Annotated in this window: 16 protein-coding genes; 12 read left to right on the top strand and 4 right to left on the bottom strand. The window is 68.5% G+C overall.

Going from position 1 to position 22990, the window contains the following annotated elements; all coding sequences use genetic code 11:
- Window positions 1-64 precede the first annotated feature (64 nt).
- From arfA to recR, 5 genes are all read left to right on the top strand, one after another.
- Window positions 65-1603, top strand: coding sequence for an arabinosylfuranosidase ArfA (gene arfA, locus E3O44_RS08235; protein WP_198415889.1), 1539 nt, complete (start codon window positions 65-67; stop codon window positions 1601-1603).
- On the top strand, window positions 1600-3738 hold the full coding sequence (locus E3O44_RS08230; RefSeq protein ID WP_134534238.1) for a beta-galactosidase: 2139 nt from the start codon (window positions 1600-1602) through the stop codon (window positions 3736-3738). The genes arfA and E3O44_RS08230 overlap by 4 nt, the downstream gene beginning before the upstream one ends.
- 2 nt (window positions 3739-3740) lie before the next feature.
- Window positions 3741-5618, top strand: a complete 1878-nt coding sequence (locus E3O44_RS08225; RefSeq protein WP_134534236.1) for a glycoside hydrolase family 35 protein — start codon at window positions 3741-3743, stop codon at window positions 5616-5618.
- Window positions 5619-5849: 231 nt separating this feature from the next.
- Window positions 5850-8381 carry a DNA polymerase III subunit gamma and tau gene (locus tag E3O44_RS08220; RefSeq protein ID WP_134534234.1) on the top strand — a complete coding sequence of 844 codons (2532 nt, stop codon included), beginning with the start codon at window positions 5850-5852 and terminating at the stop codon, window positions 8379-8381.
- A 2-nt stretch (window positions 8382-8383) separates the two neighbouring features.
- Window positions 8384-8983, top strand: a complete 600-nt coding sequence (recR, locus tag E3O44_RS08215) for a recombination mediator RecR (protein ID WP_134534232.1) — start codon at window positions 8384-8386, stop codon at window positions 8981-8983.
- A gap of 168 nt (window positions 8984-9151) precedes the next feature.
- On the opposite strand, the gene E3O44_RS08210 is transcribed toward recR, so the two are convergent.
- Entirely contained in the window at window positions 9152-10147 is a 996-nt protein-coding gene (locus E3O44_RS08210; protein ID WP_241976166.1) for a DUF5692 family protein, read from the bottom strand.
- Complete coding sequence (locus E3O44_RS08205) at window positions 10147-10785, bottom strand: TetR/AcrR family transcriptional regulator (protein ID WP_166792586.1); 639 nt, start codon at window positions 10783-10785, stop codon at window positions 10147-10149. Before E3O44_RS08205 ends, E3O44_RS08210 begins: the two co-directional genes overlap by 1 nt.
- Window positions 10786-11006: 221 nt before the next feature.
- On the opposite strand from E3O44_RS08205, the gene E3O44_RS08200 reads away from it, so the two are divergent.
- The 5 genes from E3O44_RS08200 (at window position 11007) to E3O44_RS08180 (ending at window position 18847) form a co-directional block, all read left to right on the top strand.
- Entirely contained in the window at window positions 11007-12347 is a 1341-nt protein-coding gene (locus E3O44_RS08200; protein WP_134534851.1) for an aspartate kinase, read from the top strand.
- Window positions 12348-12428: 81 nt separating this feature from the next.
- Window positions 12429-13490 (top strand): aspartate-semialdehyde dehydrogenase, encoded by a 1062-nt coding sequence (locus tag E3O44_RS08195; RefSeq protein ID WP_134534228.1) that lies wholly within the window; start codon window positions 12429-12431, stop codon window positions 13488-13490.
- Between the two features lie 62 nt (window positions 13491-13552).
- Window positions 13553-15994 carry an EAL domain-containing protein gene (locus tag E3O44_RS19855; protein WP_166792585.1) on the top strand — a complete coding sequence of 814 codons (2442 nt, stop codon included), beginning with the start codon at window positions 13553-13555 and terminating at the stop codon, window positions 15992-15994.
- A 16-nt stretch (window positions 15995-16010) separates the two neighbouring features.
- The gene (locus E3O44_RS08185; RefSeq protein ID WP_134534224.1) at window positions 16011-17663 is read left to right on the top strand and encodes a sensor histidine kinase; all 1653 of its coding nucleotides are present in this window, start codon (window positions 16011-16013) and stop codon (window positions 17661-17663) included.
- A 26-nt stretch (window positions 17664-17689) separates the two neighbouring features.
- Window positions 17690-18847, top strand: a complete 1158-nt coding sequence (locus E3O44_RS08180) for a GGDEF domain-containing protein (RefSeq protein WP_134534222.1) — start codon at window positions 17690-17692, stop codon at window positions 18845-18847.
- Between the two features lie 40 nt (window positions 18848-18887).
- On the opposite strand, the gene E3O44_RS08175 is transcribed toward E3O44_RS08180, so the two are convergent.
- On the bottom strand, window positions 18888-19499 hold the full coding sequence (locus E3O44_RS08175) for a hypothetical protein (RefSeq protein ID WP_241976162.1): 612 nt from the start codon (window positions 19497-19499) through the stop codon (window positions 18888-18890).
- Window positions 19500-19616: 117 nt separating this feature from the next.
- Here E3O44_RS08175 and E3O44_RS08170 point away from each other — a divergent pair, with 117 nt between their 5' ends.
- Window positions 19617-21071 (top strand): glycosyltransferase family 2 protein, encoded by a 1455-nt coding sequence (locus E3O44_RS08170; RefSeq protein ID WP_134534220.1) that lies wholly within the window; start codon window positions 19617-19619, stop codon window positions 21069-21071.
- A complete protein-coding gene (locus E3O44_RS08165) occupies window positions 21068-21523 on the top strand; it encodes a hypothetical protein (protein WP_134534218.1) in 456 nt (151 codons plus the stop codon). Before E3O44_RS08170 ends, E3O44_RS08165 begins: the two co-directional genes overlap by 4 nt.
- Before the next feature lie 179 nt (window positions 21524-21702).
- Here E3O44_RS08165 and E3O44_RS19890 read toward each other — a convergent pair whose 3' ends face one another.
- Window positions 21703-22953 (bottom strand): winged helix-turn-helix transcriptional regulator, encoded by a 1251-nt coding sequence (locus E3O44_RS19890; protein WP_134534216.1) that lies wholly within the window; start codon window positions 22951-22953, stop codon window positions 21703-21705.
- Between the last annotated feature and the right edge of the window lie 37 nt (window positions 22954-22990).

Raw genomic sequence — 22990 nt, 5'->3', positions numbered from 1 at the left:
CCAGGCCCGCCCTTTTCCGTCGCTGGCGACACGTCGTAGTACCGAACAAAGAGGATCTTCCCCCGTGTTGCACGCCCGGCTCAGCATCACCCGCGACAACGTCGTGGCGCCCGTCTCGCCCCGGATCTTCGGCTCCTTCGTCGAACACATGGGTCGCGCCGTGTACACGGGCATCTACGAGCCCGGTCATCCCACCGCGAATGCGGCGGGATTCCGCGAGGACGTGCTCGACCTGGTGCGGGAACTGAACCCGAGCCTCATCCGCTATCCCGGCGGCAATTTCGTCTCCGGCTTCCGCTGGGAAGACAGTGTCGGCCCCCGCGAGACGCGCCCCGTGCGCCTCGACCCGGCGTGGCACAGCGTGGAGACGAACGAGGTCGGCCTGCACGAATTCGCCGCCTGGGCAGAGACCGCCGGCGTCGAGGTGATGCAGGCCGTGAACCTGGGCACCCGGGGCGTCGCGGCGGCCGCGGCCCTGCTCGAATACGCCAACCACCCGGGAGGCACCACCCGCTCCGACGAGCGCCGGGCCAACGGCAGCATCGAGCCGTTCGGCATCCGCGTCTGGTGCCTCGGCAACGAGATGGACGGCCCCTGGCAGATCGGTCACAAGACCGCCGAGGAATACGGGCGCCTCGCCGCCGAGACCGCCCGGGTGATGAAATGGGTCGACCCCACGATCGAACTCGTCGTCGCCGGCAGCTCCAACGCCGAGATGCCCACCTTCGGCAGCTGGGAACGCACGGTCCTCGAGCACACCATCGACCTCGTCGACCACATCTCCCTGCACGCATACTACGAAGAGAAACCCGGCGACCTCGGCAGCTTCCTGGCCTCCGGCGTCGGCCTGGACCGCTTCATCGCGGACGTCGCCGCGATCGTCGACGAGGTAGCGGCGGAACGGGGCGTCGACCGCCCGATCGGCATCAGCGTCGACGAGTGGAACGTCTGGTACCAGACCCGCTTCAACGAGGTCGACAAACAGCCGTTGCTCACCGGGGAGTGGAACACGCACCCCCGCCTGATCGAAGACGAGTACAACGTCAGCGATGCCGTCGTTGTCGGTTCCCTGCTGATCTCGCTGCTGCGCAACAGCGACCGGGTCTCGATGGCCAACCTCGCCCAGCTCGTCAATGTGATCGCCCCCATCCGGTCCGAACCCGGCGGGCCCGCCTGGCGGCAGACCACCTTCTTCCCCTTCGCGTTGACCGCGGGAGCCGCTCGCGGCGACGTGCTGGCAACCGCGATCCACTCAGACACCTACGAAACCGTCGCCCACGGCACCGTCAACCTGGCGGATGCGGCGGCGACGGCCACCGAGAAGGAGATCGTGCTCTATCTGGTCAACCGGTCCGAGACCGCCCCGCTCACCCTCGACGTCGACCTCGCCGGCGCTCCCGCCCGCGCCGTGCTATCCGCGCAGAGCGTGCACGCCCCGGACGGAGGTGACCGGTTCAGCGCGAACACCGCCGACCACCAGGATGCCGTTGCTCCGGCGAATCTGCCGGACGTGACGCTCTCCGAGGACGGCGACGCGGTCACCGTCATTCTCCCCGCCCTGTCCTGGTCGATCGTGCGCCTGGCCGCCCGGAGCGCCGCATGAGCGCCGTGAGCACGATCGCAGCCACCCGCTGGGTGCGCTGGCCCGAAGCGCACACTCTCGCAGACGGCACGGAGAGCCCGGCGTCCGGAACCGCCCGCATCGCCTACGGGGCCGACTACAACCCCGAGCAGTGGCCGGAAGCGGTCTGGGCCGAGGACATGCGGCTGATGCGCGAGGCCGGCGTGAATATCGTCAGCGTCGGCATCTTCTCCTGGGCGCTGCTGCAGCCCACCATCGACAGCTGGGATTTCGGTTGGCTCGACCGCGCCCTCGACCTGTTGCACGCCAACGGGATCGCCGTCGACCTTGCCACCGCCACCGCGAGCCCGCCACCGTGGCTGACCGAGGCGCACCCGGAGGTGCTGCCCGTGAACCGGCTCGGTGAGACCATCTGGCCGGGCGGCCGCCAGCAGTGGCGTCCGACCTCGCCGGTCTTCCGCCGCTACGCGCTGGCCCTGGTCGAGAAGATGGCCATGCGCTACGCCGACCATCCCGCCCTGGCGATGTGGCACATCAGCAATGAACTCGGCTGCCACAACGTCTACGACTACTCGGACGACGCGGCCGCGGCCTTCCGCGACTGGCTCGCGTCCCGGTACGGTTCGCTCGTCGAACTCAACCGGGCCTGGGGCACCGCGTTCTGGTCGCAGAACTACTCGAGCTGGAGCCAGATCCTGCCGCCCCGACTGGCCGCCACCCACCCGAACCCCACCCAGCAACTCGACTTCGCCCGGTTCTCGAGCGACGCGCTCAAGGGCTACCTGATCGCCGAGCGCGAGATCCTGCGGGAGGCCACTCCCGAGGTGCCGGTCACCACGAACTTCATGGTGATGGGCGAGACCCGCGGCATGGACTACCCGGACTGGGCCGCCGAAGTCGACCTCGTCTCCAACGATCACTACCTGCTCGTCGCCGACCCACAGGCGTTCGAGGAACTGTCGTTCTCGGCCAACCTGACCGGCCAGATCGCGAACCGGGCCCCGTGGTTCCTGATGGAGCACTCCACCAGTGCCGTCAACTGGCAGCCGGTGAACCAGGCCAAGTCGCCAGGCCAGCTGCGCCGCGACAGCCTCACCCACGTCGCGCACGGCGCAGACGCGGTCTGTTTCTTCCAGTGGCGCCAGTCCCTGGCCGGCGCCGAGAAATTCCACTCGGCGATGCTCCCGCACGCGGGGGAGGACAGCTCGGTCTTCCGCAGCGTCGCCCGCTTCGGCAGCGAACTCGCCGGCCTCGCCGCGGTCGCCGGCAGCCGAACCAGGCAGGCCCGCATCGGCATCCTTTTCGACTGGGACTCCTGGTGGGCCTCCGAGCTCGACTCGCACCCCACCGAACTGCTGCGCTACAAGACCGAAGCCATGGCCTGGTACACCGCAGCGCTCGCCAACGGTCTCCAGGCCGACATCGTGCCCGCCCGGTCCGTGCTGCACGGACCCGGCCTCGACGGCTACGACCTCGTGATCGCCCCGATGCTCTACGTGGTCACCGACGCGCTCACGGATGCCCTCACCGGCTATGTCGGCAGCGGCGGCCACCTCGTGGTCGGCGTGTTCTCCGGCATCGCCGATGCCGACGACCACATCCACCCCGGCGGCTACCCCGGCGCCTTCCGTGAACTCCTCGGCGTGCGCGCCGAGGAGTTCGGCGGGCTGCTCGCCGGCCAGACCGTCGGGCTCTCGGGGCAGGTGCCCGACGGGTCGACCGGGTCGCTGCTCACCCACGACGTCACCGTGCAGCCCGACGTCGACGTGCTCGCGTGCTTCGACGACGGGCCGTTCCCCGGCGTGCCGGCCGTCACCGGCCGTTCCGTCGGCGCGGGGCGGGCCAGTTTCGTCGCGACGGTGCCGGACACGGCCACGCTCGTCGCCCTCGTCGGCCGCTTCGCCGCGGATGCCGGAATCGCGTCGCCGTTGCCCGCAGACGTGCGCGGTACCGTCCAGCTCGCCGTGCGGGAGACGGAGACGCTCGAGTACCTGTTCTACATCAACCATTCCGCACAGGCGGTCACCGTGGCGCTGACCCCGGCGGACGGGCGCCTCGCGGCCGTCGACCTCGGCGGCAGCACCCTGGCCGCCGACTCGCTCACACTCCCGGCCACCGGCGTCGCCGTGCTCAGCCGGGAACGGACGGGGGCGTGATCATGGGCGACTTCGCGATCGGCGCCACCGACTTCCTCCTGAACGGGAGTCCCTTCCGGGTGCTCGCCGGGGCCATCCACTATTTCCGGGTACACCCCGACCACTGGGCCGACCGCATCCACAAGGCCCGTCTGATGGGGCTCAACACCATCGAGACCTATGTGGCGTGGAACGCGCACTCGCCGGTGCGCGGGGAGTTCCGTACCGATGCCGGGCTCGACCTGGGCCGGTTCCTCGACCTCGTCGCGGCAGAGGGAATGTACGCGATCGTGCGGCCAGGGCCCTTCATCTGCGCCGAGTGGGACAACGGCGGCCTGCCCGGCTGGCTGTTCCGCGACCCGGCCGTCGGCGTGCGCCGCAACGAACCGCTCTACCTCGCGGCGGTCGCCGAATACTTCGAGCAACTGCTTCCGATCGTGGCCTCCCGGCAGATCGACAGGGGCGGGCCCGTCATCCTCGTGCAGATCGAGAACGAGTACGGCGCATACGGCCACGACAAGGACTACCTGAGTGCGCTTGTCGACCTCAACCGGGCCGGCGGCATCACCCTGCCCCTCACCACGATCGACCAGCCCACCGACCAGATGCTCGCAGACGGCAGCCTGCCGGGCCTGCACAAGACCGGATCGTTCGGATCGCGTGCGACCGAACGTCTGGCGACCCTGCGCCGCCACCAGCCGACGGGGCCGCTCATGTGCGCGGAATTCTGGAACGGCTGGTTCGACCACTGGGGCGCCCACCACCACACCACCTCGGCGGAAGACTCGGCCCGTGAGCTCGACGACCTGCTCGCCACCGGAGCCTCCGTGTCGCTGTACATGTTCACCGGCGGTACCAACTTCGGTTTCACCAACGGGGCGAACGACAAGGGCGTGTTCCAGCCGACGGTCACCTCCTACGACTACGACGCGCCGCTCTCCGAAAGCGGCGAGGTGACGCAGAAGTACCTCGCCTTTCGCGAGGTGCTCGCCCGGTACGCCCCTGTGCCCGCCGAACTCCCCGAAGCCGTGCCGGCCGCGCCCGACTTCGAGGTCGAGCTCACGGAGTCGGTGACGCTCTGGGACGCCGTTCGCGAGCTGGCGAGTCCGCCCGGCGAGCCCGTGCCCGAGCTGCCGAGCATGGATGCCCTCGGCCAGTACACCGGATTCGCGCTGTACCGCACCAGGCTGGCACCGGGCGCGCACCTGCTGTCCTTCGGCGCGGTACGCGATCGTGCGCAGGTTTTCGTCGACGGCAAGCCCGTCGGTGTGCTGCAGCGGGATCACCACGAGCGGTCGATCAGCCTCCCGCAGGGGTCCCTGCTCGACCTCCTGGTCGAGGACCAGGGCCGGGTCAACTACGGTCCGAGGATCGGCGAGGACAAGGGTCTGATCGGCCCGGCGACGCTCGACGGGACGCTGCTGGGGAACTGGCAGGTGCTGCCCCTGGACGTGGACGGATTCGCCGCATCCGGCAGCCGGCTCTTCGGCCCGCATCCGGGATGCTCCGACGGGGCTGGTGAGCGCGATCTCGATCCCGACCTGGATGTCGACCTGACATTCGCCTACGACTCGCTGCGGGCCGCCGAGCCCGCAGCCGGCACGGTCGCCGGGGAGGCCCCCGTCGGCTCACTCAGCGGACCCGCCTTCGCGCGCGGCCGGTTCGACGCCGAGCCGGGACGCGATCTCTTCCTCAGCACGGCCGGCTGGGGCAAGGGCCAGGCCTGGATCAACGGGTTCAACCTCGGCCGGTTCTGGGATCGCGGCCCGCAGACGACCCTGTACGTGCCGGGTCCGGTGTTGGGCGACCGCAACGAGATCGTGGTCCTGTTCCTGCACGGAACCGGGAGCAGCCGCGCCCGTTTCGTCCCCCGCCCCGACCTCGGCCACACCGACTTCTAGCCTTCCATCTACACCCTTGCGGTCTTCTCGGTACGGGCTCGGAGACGCAACGTCGGAGTTTTTCGCGACGCGCGGCATCCGCTGCCCGGAGTTACGGCGTGTCGAGAATTTCTCCGACGTTGCGCAGCCGTGGGGCCGGCGCGAGCGGATGCCTGGCGCGCGGTCTTCGGGTTCGCGCGCGCCCGCCGGCCTCCGGGCGGGACTGTCAGCGGTCCCGGCTACGATTGACCCGTGGTTACCGCCCTGTATCGCCGCTACCGGCCAGAGACCTTTGCCGAGATGATCGGTCAGTCCCAGGTGACCGAACCCCTGATGACGGCCCTGCGCACGAATCGGGTGAACCACGCGTACCTGTTCAGCGGCCCCCGCGGTTGCGGCAAGACGACGAGTGCGCGCATCCTCGCCCGCTGCCTCAACTGCGCGGAGGGTCCGACGGACACCCCGTGCGGTGTCTGCCCGAGCTGCGTCGAGCTCTCCCGCGACGGCGGAGGCTCGCTCGACGTGGTCGAGATCGACGCCGCGAGCCACAACGGTGTCGACGACGCCCGGGACATCCGCGAGCGCGCCATCTTCGCGCCCGCCCGCGACCGCTACAAGATCTTCATCCTCGACGAGGCGCACATGGTCACGCCGCAGGGCTTCAACGCCCTGCTCAAGATTGTCGAAGAGCCGCCGGAACACGTGAAGTTCATCTTCGCGACGACCGAGCCGGAGAAGGTCATCGGCACGATCCGCTCGCGCACCCATCACTACCCGTTCCGGCTCGTGCCGCCTGGACCGATGCTCGAATACGTGCAGACGCTCTGCGAAAGCGAGAAGGTCGCCGTCGCACCCGGAGTGCTGCCGCTCGTCGTCCGTGCAGGCGGCGGGTCGCCCCGCGACACCCTGTCACTCCTCGACCAGCTCATGGCCGGCTCAGACGACCACTCCGTCGAGTACGACCGTGCGGTCGCCCTCCTCGGCTACACGAGCGCGTCCCTGCTCGACGAGTCGATCGACGCGATCGCCGCCCGCGACCCCGCCGCGGCCTTCGACGCGGTCGATCGCGTCATCCAGACCGGCCAGGACCCGCGCCGCTTCGTCGAAGACCTCCTCGAGCGCATGCGCGATCTCATCGTCGTCGCGGCGACCTCCGCAGCGGGCGCGTCCGCCGTGCTCCGCGGGGTCCCGCAAGACGAGATCGAGCGGATGGCCGTCCAGGCCGCCAAGTTCGGCCCGGCCGAACTCTCCCGCACCGCCGACATCCTCAACACCGCACTCACCGAGATGACCGGCGCGACCTCGCCCCGGCTGCACCTCGAACTCATGATCGCCCGCGTGCTGATCCCGGCGAGCGACGACTCCACCCGCGGCGCCCTCGCCCGCGTCGAACGGCTCGAGCGCCGCATCGGTGTCGGCACAAGCGGTGTTGGTACAGGCGGTGTTGGTACAGGCGGTGTCGGCACAAGCGGTGTGGGTGCGAGCGACGCAGACGCAAGTGCGGTCGGCACGAGTGCGGCCACATCCGTTGCACCAAGCCCTGCCGCACCGGCCCCGGCCGTGAGCGCTCCTGCCGCCGAGAGTCCTGCTGTGAAAACTCCTGCTGAGAGTGCCGCTGGCTCGAGCGCGCCGTCAGTTCACGCGCCTGTTCTGCCGGCAGCCGGCACGCCGAGCGAACCGGTGCCGGCTCCCGTTGCCTCTGCCCGCCCGATCGGGCCGGTCACATTCCAGCAGGTGAAGGACGCCTGGCCGGAGGTTCTCGAGGCCGTCCAGGCCGCCAAGACGAGCGCGTGGCTGGTGCTCTACACGGCGAACGTCCTCGAATTCCGGGAAGGCGACCTGCTCGTGCTCTCGTTCCCGAGCCAGAAGGACGTCGCAGGCCTCAAGCAGGCCGCCGCGCCGGGCGAGGGCGTCGGCGACTACCTCAAGCGGGCGGTCAACTCCGTCCTCGGCTTCACGCCGCGTCTCATTGCGCGGGTCAACGTGCCGGGGGCTCCGACCCCCAGCGCCAGCGGCTCGGCGGTGCCCAGCGCAGCACCCGTGCCCGCGTCACCGGCCTCGGGCTCGGCCGCACCAGTGCCCCAGTCCGCAGCTCCGGCCCCAGTAGTGAGCGAGGGCGCAGCCGATGAACAGGCCGGGCGCCCGGACGCGTCTGCGCCAACGACCGATCTCGCCGCCTCCGCCGGTCCGCCCCGGGCCTCCGGCACCTCCGCATCGGCATCGCCCACCGCGCCCGCAGAGCCGACCGGCTCCGTCACGGCCTGGGCGACCGTCGCGATTCCGGGCGCGGGCGACGCGTCCGGAGCGGCCACGGACCCCGAGGCCGCGCGCGCCCCCACAGCGGCCCCCGCTTCCGCTTCGCCGAGCCCGGCAAGGCCGGCGAACTCCGCGTCGTCGGTTCCCGGACCCACGGCATCCGCTGCCCGCCAGGAGGAACCGCCATACGACGACGGGCCGCCGCCCTACGACGACAGCGACGTGCCTCCGGACGAGGACACCCCGCCCGATCGTGCGCCAGGCTCGGCCCGGCAGGTCCCGAACCGGTCCGCCGCGCGCCAGGCGCCGCCGGCACCGCAGGGCCGGTCCGCACAGGCACCGGTGCACCCTCCCGCCGACCATAACGTCACCCACTCCGGGCCGAACACCATCGCCCCGGACGGCAGGCGCAGCCCGGCCTTCGAGGAGAAGCAGCGCTACGGCGAATCCGTGGTCCGCGAGGTCCTCGGCGCGACCTTCCTCGAAGAACAGCCGTACGAACCGGCACCCCGAACCAGAGGCGACTGACCATGTACGAAGGAATCGTCCAGGAACTGATCGACGAACTCGGTCGACTGCCCGGAATCGGGCCCAAGTCCGCGCAGCGCATCGCGTTCCACATTCTGCAGACCGAGAGCTTCGACGTCACCCACCTCGCCAACGTCCTCCTCGAGGTACGCGACAAGGTGCGCTTCTGCGAGATCTGCGGCAACGTCTCCGAGCAGCCGACGTGCATGATCTGCCGCGACCCACGCCGCAACCCCGCGATGATCTGCGTCGTCGAAGAGGCCAAAGACGTCGTCGCGATCGAACGCACCCGCGAGTTCAAAGGGCTCTATCACGTGCTCGGCGGGGCGATCAGCCCCATCGACGGCATCGGGCCCGACCAGCTCCGCATCCGCCAGCTGCTGCAGCGCCTCTCCGACAACACCGTGCAGGAGGTCATCATCGCGACGGACCCCAACCTCGAGGGCGAGGCGACGGCGGCCTACCTGTCGCGCCTGCTGACCACCCTCGAGATCACGGTCACCCGGCTCGCCTCCGGGCTGCCCGTCGGCGGCGACCTCGAGTACGCCGACGAGGTCACCCTCGGCCGTGCCTTCGAGGGCCGCCGCACCGTCACGAACTGACCGCGCGACCGCCTCGGCCCGCCGCCTCCGCTCCGCACCGCACGCGTCCCGCGCCCGCGTCGCACCGCGCACCGCGCACGCGCGCCGCAGTGCCGAGAGTCACCTTTCCGGTCGAGAGTGCCCGCTACGCGGGTAACTCTCGACCGGAAAGGTGACTTGGGGAACGGGTCAGCGCACCCCGGCGGTCGGCCGCGGCGTCGAACCGGCAGCGGATGCCCCGCCCGTCGGCGGGACCGGCAGCGGCGCGTTCTCCGCGAGCACGGCCTGGTACGCGTGCAGGTGCACATACAGCTCATCGGTGAGCGGGTTCCTGCGCCGCTTCACGATCGTGTACAGCTGGTAGACCACGACGGCGACGTTCGCCACGAGGGAGACCGCACTGACCGTGAAGAGGGCGACCGGGTTGTGCGAGGACTCCACGGCGAAGCTCGAACTCGTCACGAATGTCGGAACGGCCATGGTGAACATCATCCAGAAGGCGAGCGTCTGGGCCCGGTGCTGCAACCAGGCACCGCGCTTGATGAAGAATGCCGGGATGGTGCAGGAGACCAGCAGGGCTGCGCCCGCGTAGAAGGAGTGGTCGCCGACGGCGTTGTACACGTATGCGAAGTTCCAGAGGTCATACGCGATGATCCAGAACCAGAGCATGTCCGGCCAGATCATGTCCTTCTTCGGGCCGCGGCTCACGATGATGCCCGCCCAGCCGCAGATCGTGAGCAGGTTCAGCAGGCCGGCGATGCCGTTCATGATGTTCCAGACTCCGCCGACCATGAAGACGCCGTCGACCTCACCGTTGAGTCCGGAGACCTGGAAGTCGCGGATCACGGCCTCGAAGATGTTGACGGCGAGAATGAGCGCGGGGAACATCAGTGCCCAGCGGTTCTTCGCGAGTCGGGGAATGAACCGGATCGCGACGAAGCCGAGGCAGCCCGCGAGCGCGGAGTACACCTTGACCCAGTGGAACCAGGTGCCGGTGCTCGACCCCGCCCCGGCCGTGGTGGGCCAGACGAAGATCGTCAGCGCGAGGGGGACCGCGATGAAGAGCGCGAGCGCCGCCCACTTGTTGGCCCTGGCGACCTCGTTGGCGATCATCAGCCCCGCAACGACCGCGACCCACATCAGCGTCGACGACCACGGGATTGCCGCGAATAGAAACATAGTCATTACTCCTTTGTGATGGACGCAGTGGGGGAAGAATCGGGGCCGTTCGGGTCGAGGTGGAGCGTCTGCCGCACGATCGCGACGAGGACGTCGTCCGGCACGCCCGGCCGGGCGCGAACGAGCCCGATCAGCCCGAAGACGAGCACGTAGAACACCTCGGCGACGTTGTCGATGTCGACCCGGTGGCGGCGCTGGTACGCCTCGACCGTGGTTGCCTGCAGGCAGTCGACGATGGCCTGCACGGCCCGGTCGACGAAGCGGATGTAGAGCCCCGCGTTCTCGCTCCGGCCCAGGTCCTTCCGGAACAGGTCCTTGTCGTGCAGGTGATGGCGGAACAGCCGCACGCAGGCGAGGAGCGCCCCATCGATATCGCCGGGGGTGCGCGCGGCATCCCAGCGGCGGATGTCTGCGACGAACTCATCGATGTGGTCCTCGCAGATGAGGTCGATCAGGGCGCCCGTGTCGGGGAAGTAGTGGTAGATCAGCCCGCGGGTGACGCCGACCCGATCCGCGATGGCCGAGACCGTGACCGCGGCGACCCCGCGTTCGACGACGAGCGCGCGGGTCGCTCGCACGATCTCGCTGCGGCGTTCGTCCGGCTGTTTGCTCAGCCGGGATCGTGCGCTCCGTCGTGCGGTCACGTCTGGCACCTGGTCCCCAACTTCCTCGTCGTTTCGCCCTGATCACACGGTAGAACTGCCATTGACAGAGTGTCAATCGGCGTCCGCCCCCCAGTGCGAGGGGCGCTCGGTGACTCCGCGTGTGCGGCGTCACATTGCCGACGCCGAATACAACAGCATTTATGATGGGAGACGGGTCCATGCCCGCCATGCCCGCAGACCCGAACCCCCAGGAGCGCCACGTGAGCTTGATCGTGCAGAAGTTCGGCGGATCATCCGTGTCCGACGCCGAGAGCATCAAGCGCGTCGCCAAGCGCATCGTCGACACGCGCAAAGCCGGCAACGAGGTCGTCGTCGCCGTCTCCGCGATGGGCGACTCCACCGATGAACTTCTCGACCTCGCGCACCAGGTCACCCCGATCCCGGCGCCGCGCGAGCTCGACATGCTCCTCACCGCCGGCGAACGCATCTCCATGGCCCTGCTCGCCATGGCGATCAAGAGCATGGGCTACGACGCCCGCTCCTTCACCGGCAGCCAGGCCGGCATGATCACCGACGCGCACCACGGCGCCGCACGCATCGTCGACGTCACGCCCGGTCGCATCCGCTCGGCGCTCGACGAGGGCGCCGTCGCCATCGTCGCCGGCTTCCAGGGCTTCAACCGCGACACCATGGACATCACCACCCTCGGTCGCGGCGGCTCCGACACCACGGCCGTCGCCCTCGCTGCCGCCCTGAACGCCGACATCTGCGAGATCTACACGGATGTCGACGGCGTGTTCACCGCTGACCCGCGCGTCGTTCCCCGGGCACACAAACTCGACCGCATCTCGAGCGAAGAAATGCTCGAGCTCGCCGCCGCCGGAGCGAAGGTCCTGTACATTCGCGCCGTGGAATACGCCCGCAGGCACGGAGTGACCCTGCACGTGCGCTCGTCGTTCAACAACAATCTCGGCACGATCGTCTACAACCCCGACACGACCGACCCGGCGACCGCGCTCCCCGAGGGAACCGTCGGCACGCCCCCCGTTACCAGCACGACCGAATCCCTGATCGGAGAAAAAGTGGAAGAGCCCATCATCGCCGGGATCGCCGCCGACCTCAGCGAGGCAAAGGTGACCGTCGTCGGCGTTCCCGACATCCCCGGCAAGGCCGCGCAGATCTTCAAGATCGTCGCGAACACCAACGCCAACGTCGACATGATCGTCCAGAACGTGTCCGCCGCCGCGACCGGGCTGACGGACATCTCCTTCACCTTGCCGAAGTCGGAAGGACAGCGGGTCCTCACCGCGCTGACGAACGAGCGCGCGAACGTCGGGTTCGCGAGCCTGCAGTACGACGACCAGATCGGCAAGCTCGCCCTCGTCGGCGCCGGTATGCGCACCAACACCGGTGTCTCCGCGAAGCTGTTCGCCGCGCTCTATGAGGCGGGGATCAACATCGAGATGATCTCGACGAGCGAGATCCGCATCTCCGTCGTCACCCGCGCGGACACCATCAACGAGGCGCTCCGGGTCGTGCACACCGCGTTCGACCTCGACGACGACGCCGAGGCCGTCGTGCACGGCGGCACCGGCCGCTGAGCCGGGCCGCAGTCGCACACACCGCGTCACCCGCAGTCAGACCGTCAGACAGCACGACAGACAGATACTAGGGAAGAAACCGTGAGCAGCACAGCAGGAATCCACATCGGAGTCGTCGGGGCAACCGGCCAGGTGGGCGCCGTCGTCCGGCACCTGCTCGAGCAGCGGGACTTCCCGGTTGCCGGCATCCGCTACTTCGCCTCTGCACGTTCGGCCGGAACCACCCTGCCCTGGAAGGACGATCGGATCGTCGTCGAAGACGCCGCGACGGCCGACCCGACCGGGCTCGACATCGCGATCTTCTCCGCAGGCGCGACCCTGTCCAAGATCCAGGCCCCCCGGTTCGCCGCTGCCGGCGTCACCGTGATCGACAACTCCTCCGGCTGGCGGATGGACCCCGACGTGCCCCTCGTCGTCAGCGAGGTCAACCCCGAAGCCATCCACCACGCGGTCAAGGGGATCATCGCGAACCCGAACTGCACCACGATGGCCGCGATGCCCGTGCTCAAGGTCCTGCACGACGAAGCGGGCCTGCAGCGCCTCATCGTGAGCACCTACCAGGCCGTGTCCGGCAGCGGTCTCGCCGGCGCCCAGGAACTGGCGAGCCAGATCCGCGCCGCAGCGCACAGCGACAACCTCCTCCAGCTCGTGCACGACGGTTCGGCCGTCCCGATGCCCGAACCCGTGCTGTATGTCCGTCCGATCGCCTTCGACGTCGTTCCCCTCGCCGGTTCGATCGTCGACGACGGACTCTTCGAGACGGACGAGGAGAAGAAGCTCCGCAACGAGAGCCGGAAGATCCTCGAACTGCCCGACCTGCTCGTCTCGGGCACCTGTGTGCGGGTGCCGGTCTTCACCGGCCACTCCCTCTCCATCAACGCCGAGTTCGCGAACCCGCTCTCGGTCGCCCGTGCGCTCGAACTGCTCAAGGACGCTCCGGGCGTCGTGCTCACGGATGTCCCCACGCCCCTCGAGGCCGCAGGGAAGGACCCGAGCTTCGTCGGTCGGGTCCGTCAGGACCCCGGCGTTCCGGATGGACGCGGACTGGCCCTGTTCATCACCAACGACAACCTCCGTAAGGGTGCCGCACTCAACGCCGTACAGATCGCCGAACTCGTGGCCGCGGACCTCCTCGCCTCCTGACCGGACGGCAATACGTCGATGCCGGATACGGGCGCCGAAGCAAGTACAGTACTGTGAACATCATGGGCGGCTATCGCGTTTCGGAGAGCGTGAGGCGGGTCATCATCGCACTCTTCGCCGCGATCGCCGGCGTCGTCGTGGTCGCCGCGATCGTGTCCCTCTCCCGCATGCCGGCGCCGATCTGGTGGGTTGCCTTCGTCGGAATGCTCTGCGCCGCAGCGCTCAACGTCTGTTGGGTGCACCTCGGCGCTGAACAGCACCGCAGCCCCGTGGTCAGCCTGCCCATCCTCGTGCTGCCCGTGCTCTCCGCCGTGATCACACCCCTCGACGCGGCCGGAGCCATCGTCATCGGCGTGCTGCTCATCGTGTTCGCGCGCACCCGCCGCGTCGATGTGGCACTCTACAGCGCCGGTCTCGCGGGCACGGGATCCGCTGCGGCCGTCGCCGTCCTCGCCGGTGCCACGGCCAGCGGCCTTCCGGACTACGCCGCCGCCGCCTGTGCGGGCGCCACGTATGTCGCGCTCGTCGCAACCATCGAATACCTGCGGATGCAGTTGGTCAGGCCGATCTCGTCCCGTACTGGCCCACTGGTCGTGCCCGCACGACTGGCGGTGATGATCATCGGCTGCGCCCTCGTCTCTGCGCTCGTCGTCGTCTTCCACAACGTCGGTCGCGTCGTGAGCCGCGACTCGAGCGCCTTTGTCATCTCCACCTTGCTCGCGTTCACCCTCGCCGCGGTCGGTATCAAACTCATCGGACGCGTCGTGACGATGCGTCGCCGGCTCACCGGCCTCATTGCGGGCGCGGCAGCGCTCGGGGCGGCCGGGCGCGAAGACATCTCCGCCGGCCGGGTCCAGTCCGGTCCCGAGGACGACGCGGAGGCGACGGCCAGGGTCCTCGAGCTGCTTCACGGGGCCGTGGCGACGACGATCGGAGTCGAGTACGTCGTCATTCGCGACAAACCCGCGCGCACCGGTGAGATCAGCGCCCCCATGCTGCTCTCCGAGACGGACCTCCGGTATGTCGTTGCCGGCCGTGAACCCATGGGCGGCGTCTTCACCGCCGACGACACGAGCGCGCTCAACGCCCTCGCCCGTGCGGCCGAACTCGCGATGAGCGCCCACTACAACATCGGCGGCCTCACCGCGCGCGCCAACACCGACCCCCTCACCGGCCTGCCGAACTATCGGGCATTCCAGGCAGCGCTCGCGAACATCAACGACCACCGCGACTATTCGGAGGCCCTCGCCGTCCTGTTCCTGGACCTCGACGACTTCAAGCGCCTCAACGACCGGCATGGGCACCAGAGCGGCGACGATCTGCTCAGGGAACTCGGCCGCAGACTGCGCATGATCGTGCGCCCGAGCGACGTCGTCGCCCGAGTGGGCGGCGACGAATTCGTCGTCATCCTCACGCACCTGGCCTCGCTCGGCGAGGCGAAGGAGATCGCCGAGCGTATTCTCGAGACCTCCGTCCAGCCGCTCACCCTCGGTTCGAGCAGCTACACCCCGACGCTCAGCATCGGCCTCGCCTATTCGGCCCACCGCGAGACCGACGTCTCGCAGCTCGTGCAGGACGCCGACCGGGCCATGCTCGCGATCAAGAAATCGCGGCGCCGCGGCGGCCCAGCCAACGAGAGCAGCATCAACATCTCGAGCCACCGCTCGTCCCAGATCAACGACATCATCGCGCACGCCATCGACGAGGACCTCCTCGAGCTGGCGTTCCAGCCGATCGTCAGCCTCGTCACCGGCCAGATCTGGGCGTTCGAGGCCCTCGTCCGCTACAACGACCCCGTGCTCGGCCCGCTCTCTCCGCCGTCCATCGTGGAGAAGGCCAAGGGCCTCGGCCGGATGGACGCCCTCACCAGGCAGGTCGCCGTGAAGGCCATGGCCGCGGCCGCCGACTTCCGCCTCGTCGAACCGCGCGTTACCTGCATGGCCATCAACGTCGAAGCCGGGCAGATCGTGCCCGATCGGGTCGGCACCTTCATGGAGGAGCTCGCCGGGCGCTACCCCGGCATCTCGCTGTGCCTCGAGCTCAACGAACGTTCCGTCGCCCGGGTGACCCCCGCCATCCGCTCGCAGGCCGACCGGCTTCGCGACCTGGGGCTGCTGATCGCCCTCGACGACTACGGCTCCCAGGACTCCTCGGTGGACGCCCTCGTGCGGATGCCCATGGACATCCTGAAGATCGACCGCAGCCTCGTCGACGACCTCGACGACATCCGCCAGCGCGAAGTACTCACCGCCCTGCAGGGCTTCGGCGACAACCTCGAATACTCGATGATCGTCGAAGGCGTGGAGAACGAAGCGATGGTCAGGCACCTCGCGGCGATCGGCATCCGCAGCGCCCAGGGATTCCACTACGGCGTCCCGGAGAGCTTCGAGAAGACCCTGTCCCGGCTCGAGCGCTACGGGGCCGCCTCTGTCGTACCCGCGGACAGTCTCCCAATCGAGCCGCCCGTTGGTGCAGGGACTCCTGCTGCAGCGCCGGCGCCCTGACCGATAGTCTCAGTCCATGAGCGAGACCGGGACGGACAGCGCGGTGAGGCCGAATCTGTCGCGCCTCGACCGTTCCGTTTTCCTCTCCCAGCTGCTCCTCGCCGGGGCGACCCTCTTCCTCGTCGCTGTCACTGCGCTCACCTCGATCCAGCGGCTGAGCGCGCCGATGTTCTTCCTCGGGGTGGTCCTGATCTTCATCGCGACGGCCGTCAGCGCCCTCGTCACGTGGAGCGACCACTCCAAGTACTGGATCGTCGTGCTTCCCGTCGTCGATATCCTTGCGATCGTCCTGATCTGGCACGCCGAGCTTGCGATCGGCGCCAGTTTCCTCCTGGTGCTGCCGGTGATCTGGCTGTCGACGCACTTCGGAGCCAGGGGCGCGACGGGAAGCGTCATCCTGACCGCCGTCGCGATCTGGGGCGGGAGCTTCTTCCGTGCCGCTCCCATCTCAATCGCCGACGTTCCCCAGCTCGCGATGATTCCCGCCATGCTGGGCTTCGTCGCGGTGACGACCCACCTGACGACCAAACGCGCCGCGGCCCAGCGAGTGCTGCTCACCCAGCAGGCCGGTCTGTTCGAGTCGGCCCTGCGCCGATCCCGCCGCCAGGAGCAGACCCTCGACGAACTCTTCAACGCGGTGGACTTCGGGGTCGTCGGTTTCGATCGCGCATCGACGGCGAACTTCCTGAACCGTGCCCAGCGCGAGCTGCTCGCCCTCTATGGAACGACAGACAACCGGCCGGCCGTGGTCAGCACGGTGTTCCACGCGGACAGGGTGACGCCGTACGCCGAAAGCGACCGGCCGTACTCCCGGGCGCTCCGCGGTGAGACCATCGACCGCCTCACCGTCTGGGTCGGCGAACCCGGCCAGCAGCAGGCGGCCCTCCTGGTCTCCGCGCGGCCCATCACCGACGAGAAAGGCGACTACGACGGCGGTGTCATGGTCTCCCGGGACGTCACCACCGAGGTCAGGGCGATTCAGGCCCGTGACGACCTGGTCGCCTCGGTGTCGCACGAGTTGCGCACCCCGCTCACGTCCATCCTCGGCTACCTCGAACTCGCTCTCGACGACGAACGGCTCGACCCGTCGACCAGGGGCATGCTCGAGGTCGCGTCGAAGAACTCGGACCGACTGCTCGAGATGGTTTCCGGGCTGCTCACCGATGCGAGCGATTCGAAGCACGAGCTGCCGCTCAACATCGCCCCGTGCGACCTGGCCGGGATCGTCACGGACGCCCTCGAGTCAGCGGGCCCCTCTGCCGCCAAGCGCACCATCACATTCGATGTCGACGCCCTTCCCATCATCACGGTCGAAGCGGATGCGTTCCGGTTACGGCAGGTCGTCGACAACGTCCTCTCGAACGCGATCAAGTACAACGTCGAGTCCGGGCGGATCGGCGTCACCCTGGCCGTCGATGACGGGCTGGTGGAGCTGCGGATCTCCGATACCGGCAGGGGCATGACGGCCGAGGAACAGACCAAACTGTTCGACAGGTTCTATCGTGCGGACTCCGTGCGGAATTCGAGCGTGCACGGCACCGGGCTCGGGTTGAGCATCAGCAGGGACATCATGCGCAAGCACGGCGGAGACCTGCGCCTCGAATCCACCAAGGGCAAAGGCTCGGTGGCGGTCTTCACGCTACCCCTGACGTCCGTCGCCAGCCGGTAGACTGCCCTCAGAAGGGGGCCCAGCACTTGGACTCGACCACAATCTTTATCGTCAGCGCCCTCATCGTCGTGCTCTGCGGGGTGTCGTTCATCCTGAACACCGCCCTCAATCGCAACGACGCGGCAGGCAAGCTGTGGAGCCTCTCCTTCATCGCGGGGATCGCCGTGGCCTTCGGCTATGGTGTGGCGATCATCGGGTCATCGAACTGGTGGGGACTCGTCGTCGGCAACGTCGGCCTCGTGGTGCTGTCCGGTGCATTCTGGAGCGGCTCCCGCGTCTACAATTCCCGGGAGTCCCTGCTCTGGACAGTGGGAGCCGCGGCTGCGGTTGTCGCGATCTGGACGCTCATCACGGCGCCGGGCGGAGACGAGTGGGGTGCCTCGGGTGTGACGTGGGCGGCCATGGCCGTCTTCGGCGGCTTCGGCGGTTCCGAGGCGCTTCGGGGCAGGCTCGGCAGGAACATCAACGGCAGGATCCTGGGGATGAGCCTCTGGATCGTCGCGATCTACACGTCGGCGCGCGTGGTCGCCCTCGTCGTGCTCGGCCACGACGATCCGAATTTCTCCCGGTTCTTCGGCACGGGATCTGTGTCGATCGTCAACATGTCGCTGATCGTGCTCGGTTCGATCGCCATCTCGATTCTCCGCGCCGAGAAGCTCGGCAACAACGCCGTCGGGGACTTCACCGATGGCATCCACTCCGCCGCGGGCGTGATGACGTCTGGCGCCTTCGTGCAGGCGGCCACCGACCACATCGAGAGGGCCGACCGCTGGCAACTCGGGCTCGCCGTGATCGGCGCGGACATCGACAACCTCCCGGAGATCAACACGGCCTTCGGTCGCGCCGCCGGCGACGCGGCCATCGCCCGGTTCGCCCAGACCCTGCGGAACAGTGCGCCGGTGATGGCCCTGATCGGGCACCCCGCCGCGGGCAGCTTCCTGATTCTCGTCAACGTGTCGTCCGCAACGGAGGCCAGGAGCATCACCGAACGCATCCAGACCGCGCTCGTCGACGAACCGGTCACCGATTCCTATCGGATCCGCCTGACCGCGAGTTTCGCCATCGCGGACACCTTCGACCACGGCTACGAACTCGGCGTGCTCACCTCGGCCGTCACAGAGGCCATCCGCACTCTCAAGCGCGGCGGCGGCAACGACATCGCGGTCGTCTCCGAAGCGGTCTGAAATCTGACGGGCCGCGTCGTGGAGACCGCCCGGCCGGCGGTTACTCGGCGGGGGTGAGCGCGACGGTGATCTCGTCGCTCGCCGTCGACTTCGCGAAGGCCGCAGAGGTCGGCGTGGACTGCACGAGGACCTCGTAGGTGAATGCGAGCGTGATGCTCGTCGCGGCGGGGTCGACAGCGGGCAGGATGAACGTCTGGCTGTAGCTGTACGGCGTCTTGATCAGGTAGCCGGGCGCGATCGAGGCCTGGTCGACCGACGCGGGCGGAGCGGTCAGGGGGCCGCTCGGGCCCTTTACGGACGCGACGACGCCGACCCGGGAAAGGTAGACGGCCTGGCCGTCGTCGGTGCCGAGGGTTCCGATCAACGAAAAGCTGATCGGCTTGTTCGCGGCGGGTGTCCACTCGCCGATGTTGAGCGTGGACCAGTAATTGACGGCGAGGGTGACGTCACCGGCCTTCAGATTGCGGGTCGTCGACCCGGTCGCGAGATCGTTGATCACCGGGATGATCGGCGCGACCGAGAAGGTGGCCGTCGGCGTACTCGAGGTGAGACCCGTCGCCCAGGGTGCCTGGCCGCATCCGCTCAGACCCATGGTGAGCAGAAGACCCAGACCGAGTGCGGGAAGCACTCGTGAGAGGGAACGAGCAGGCATGAGGACTCCCGTGGATCGTGGTTCACGCCCGGACAGGGGCTTCGCTTGAGCTTATCTTGCGGAGACCTTGACCGGGGCTATGGCAAAAGTTGCGCTTCGGATGGCAGAGTAAGACCTGTGAACGAGAACCCCCAGAACTCCCCGTATGTCAAGGCCCAGCCCCCGGTTGACCCTTCCCTCGCGGCCTACGCGAACGATTTCACGGAAATCGTCGACGCTCTGCCCGTGTTCCGCCCGACCATCGGGTGCATCGTTCCTGCATACAATGAGGCGGACTCCATCGCTTCGGTCCTCGATTCCCTGCTCGCCCAGACCCGCCTTCCCGACGTGATCCACGTCGTCGTGAACAACACGACGGACGACACGGTCGAGATCGCCAGTCACTACGCTGGCCCGCACATGCGGATGACCGACGGTATCGAGCAGTTCACCGAGATCTTCATCCACGACATCGGCGAGAACCCCGACAAGAAGGTCGGCGCGCTCAACTACGGTTTCTCGCTCATCGAGGGCTGTGACTACCTCCTCGGCGTCGACGGCGACACGACCGCAGACCCCCGCGCCGTCTGGCACCTCGAGGCCGAGATCTCCTCCGACACCCGCGTCGGCGGCATCTCCGCCATTTACAGCATCGACGACAGCCAGATCGACGGCACCATGGGTAAGTTCCTCATCGCCGGACAGCGCACCCAGTTCGCCGCCTTCAACATGCAGAACATGCTCCGCGGCCGCAACATGGCCGTCCTCGGCGGGCAGTTCTCGATCTTCTCGATCCGGACCCTCCAGGAGGTCATGATCGACAGCAAGCAGTCCACTCCCTGGGTCAAGGACAGCGAGGTCGAGGACTCCCTTCTCTCCCTGCAGATCAAGAGCGCCGGATACCTGACCAAGATCAGCGCCCAGGCCCGGGCCAACGTCGGCGGCATGACCACCCTGCGCGGCCTCGACGCCCAGCAGGTCAAGTGGAACTTCGGCGCCATCGAGCTGATGTGGCCGGGACAGCGCGGCGACACGAAGGGACAGCCCTTCCACCCCAACCTCCGGCTGCGCTGGATCGAGAACTTCTCCATGGCCGTCAACATCGTCACGCGCGGCCTGTTCATCGTGCTGCTCGCCGCGTCCCTGTCGATCGGCGCCTTCGTGTTCAGCCCGGTCTGGCTGATCCCGCCGCTCGTCGCGCTTCTGCTCAACTTCCGCACGGCGTGGTCGATGAAGAACCGCAACGGGCGGGACTTCTTCTTCGCGCTGGCCTGGTTCCCCGCCGAGATCTACATGTGGGTGCGCATCGGCCACTTCCTCAGGGCCTGGACCAAATTCGCGAGCAACAAGCAGGTCGACAACTGGGCGGAGCAGGCCAAGGCCGAACGCGGCTCCGGCAACGCCTTCCTCTTCCCGCTCATCTTCGCGACGGCCTTCTTCGCCGCGCTCGTGTTCATCTGGCTGCAGCTTCCTGTCGTGGCGCAGTCGACGGTTCTCTGGATCGGCTGGCCGATCCTCGGTGTCACCACCATCATCCAGACCCTCACCATGTTCGGCACGCTCGTCAAGCGCCACCGGGGCTACCGCGTGTGATCGCCCTACTCGAAGACAGGGCGCTCGAGACGCTGCTCACCCAGGTGGGCGGCGACACGTCGTTGCGCCACCGTTTCCTGCGCGACTTCGTTGCCCTGTGGCCGAGCCGGGCCGAGCGGCTCGCCGAGTCCCTGGCCCGGCCGGACCTCGAGGAAGCGCATGTCGTCCTGCTGAGCATCCGGTCGACGAGCACCATGGTCGGAGCGGTCGTGCTCGAATCGACTGCGGCCCTCGTGCACAGCGCGCTGGCCCTGAAAGATCTTCCCGGTTGCTTCCGGCACCTGCCCCGCCTCATCGAGGTCGGCGAAGCCACGTGCGTGGAACTTGCCGTGCTCGCGGCCCGGGCAGAAGACTCCGAACGGGTGCAGCAGGGCGGGCAGAGTCGCCGCGAGGACCTGCGCAGCGATCACGGGTCCCTGGGGGAGCCTCCGGCCCTGCCGCGACGCTGGTAGCTCCCCACCCCGTATCCGCACCACCCGGTATCCGCAGCATCGATCCGGCGCGCCACTGAGCGCGTACTCCGCTCCACCACGGGCGTCACAGGGTGTGCGCGCCCGCCAGGGCGCGGAAGACGTCGACAGGGGCGGGCGTCAGGCCCGCCCCTGTCGACGTCATAGCGGAGAGCCGAGCCTCAGTCGTTCTCGGAAGCCGCCAGCCGGTAGCCGACACCGCGCACGGTCTCGAGCCAGCGCGGGGTGGTGAGACTGTCGCCGAGCTTGCGACGCAGGTTGCCCATGTGCGCCTCGACGGCACGCTTGTCCGCCTCATTCACGTAGTACGCGGTCACGTAGCTTTCGCCGCGCAGGAGGAGAGCAAGGTCGGCCTTGCTGCGCACCCGGCGCTTGGAGTCGAGCAACGCCGCGAGCAGGTCGAACTCGGTGCGGGTGAGGTCGAGCTCCGCCGTGCCAAGTACCGCGAGACGCATCTCCGGGCTCAGGCGCAGACCGTTGTGCTCCATCCAGTCAGCGGCGTCCGGAACGGCGGGCTGCGGCTCGATGAGCGCGAGCGCGTTCGACGGGGCGGATGCCGGCGGCTGGGCCACCGGGGGAGCCGCGGGCGCGGGCGCGGGCACCCAGCCCTGCGGGGGCGCCGGTGTGTATTCGATCGGGGCGGGGACCCAGCCTGACGCCGCGGGGACGTAGCCGGGCGGCGGAGTCTGCTGGTACTGCGCCGGCGGAGCGGCCTGCGCGGGTGGCGCCTGCTGGTACTGCGCGGGCGGAGCCTGCTGGTATTGCGGGGCCTGAGCCTGCTGGGGCGGCTGCTGATACGCCGGCGGCTGTGCAACGGGCGGCTGCTGGTACTGCGGAGCCGCGGCGGCCGGCTGGTATTCGACCGGAGGCGCCTGCGCGTACTCGGGAGCGGCCTGGGCGAATTCGGTGACGGGGTAGTCCACCGCGGCGTGCTCCGCCGGCGCGGTGGGCGCCGCCGGGAATCCGGAGTCGTCGGAGGGATCCGCGGCCGCAGCATCCGCATAGGTCGAGGACGGTGAGATGAGGGTCTGGCGGGGACGACGCATCATGGCGTCGATCCGGGCGCGCAGTTCGCGAGGGCGGAACGGCTTGGTCATGTAATCGTCCGCGCCGGCTTCGAGGCCCTGAAGGGTGTCGATCTCCTCGTCGCGCGCAGTGAGCATCACGATGTAGGTCGAGCTGAAGGCCCGAATGCGCTTCGCGGTCTCCAGGCCGTCCATCCCGGGCATGCTCACGTCGAGGGTCGTGACGATCGGGTCGTACGCCCGCACCGCCCGCACGCCGTCGACACCGTTGCTGGTCGCGATGGCGTCGAAACCGGCCTGGGTCAGCACGGCCTCGAGGAGATGACGGATGTCGTCGTCGTCTTCGATGATGACGGCAACGCGCCGCTCACTCTCCGTTGTTTCCATGATCTATCTCCTAGCTGCTTCGGCCTGCGACCGAATT

The organism is Cryobacterium algoricola (assembly GCF_004402485.1).
GTDB lineage: Bacteria > Actinomycetota > Actinomycetes > Actinomycetales > Microbacteriaceae > Cryobacterium > Cryobacterium algoricola.
The sequence above is the reverse complement of the archived record's forward strand: the minus strand, read 5'-3'. Positions and strand labels throughout refer to the sequence as shown.

Bases quoted from the DNA above. Each gene is read 5' to 3' on its own strand.
- E3O44_RS08230 (WP_134534238.1), top strand. From the start codon at position 1,600: ATGAGCGCCGTGAGCACGATCGCAGCCACCCGCTGGGTGCGCTGGCCC.
- E3O44_RS08225 (WP_134534236.1), top strand. From the start codon at position 3,741: ATGGGCGACTTCGCGATCGGCGCCACCGACTTCCTCCTGAACGGGAGT.
- recR (WP_134534232.1), top strand. From the start codon at position 8,384: ATGTACGAAGGAATCGTCCAGGAACTGATCGACGAACTCGGTCGACTG.
- E3O44_RS08210 (WP_241976166.1), bottom strand. From the start codon at position 10,147: ATGACTATGTTTCTATTCGCGGCAATCCCGTGGTCGTCGACGCTGATG.
- E3O44_RS19855 (WP_166792585.1), top strand. From the start codon at position 13,553: ATGGGCGGCTATCGCGTTTCGGAGAGCGTGAGGCGGGTCATCATCGCA.
- E3O44_RS08185 (WP_134534224.1), top strand. From the start codon at position 16,011: ATGAGCGAGACCGGGACGGACAGCGCGGTGAGGCCGAATCTGTCGCGC.
- E3O44_RS08175 (WP_241976162.1), bottom strand. From the start codon at position 19,499: ATGCCTGCTCGTTCCCTCTCACGAGTGCTTCCCGCACTCGGTCTGGGT.
- E3O44_RS19890 (WP_134534216.1), bottom strand. From the start codon at position 22,953: ATGGAAACAACGGAGAGTGAGCGGCGCGTTGCCGTCATCATCGAAGAC.